This window comes from Acinetobacter sp. 24-47-39 (genome assembly GCF_056783825.1).
Genome location: NZ_JBWYIP010000048.1, coordinates 1 through 315 on the forward strand (window position 1 = coordinate 1; position 315 = coordinate 315).

Below are 315 nucleotides of genomic sequence, written 5' to 3' on the forward strand. Positions count from 1 at the left end.
CGAAAAAGATGATCGAAGCTAAGCGTCATAACTTCTTTAAATTAAAAATTGGTTCTCGTGCTGTAGAAGCAGATGTTGAGCATGTTCTCACCATCAAAAAAGCGTTAGGTGCTGATATTTCTATCCGTGTCGATGTGAACCGTGCTTGGTCTGAGTTAGAAGCGATCAAAGGTATTCAGCTTCTGCAAGATGGCGGTGTGGATCTAATTGAACAGCCATGTGCGATTGACAATATTGATGCCATGGAGCGTTTAACTCGTCGTTTTGATATTGCCATTATGGCGGATGAGTCATTGATGGGTCCAAGTACAGCTT

1 protein-coding gene is annotated in these 315 nt (G+C 42.2%); it reads left to right on the forward strand.

What is annotated here, in order from left to right; translation table 11 throughout:
• The coding region (locus AC1M9C_RS15000) for an enolase C-terminal domain-like protein (RefSeq protein WP_481953984.1) at nt 1-315 on the forward strand (315 nt) is incomplete at both ends.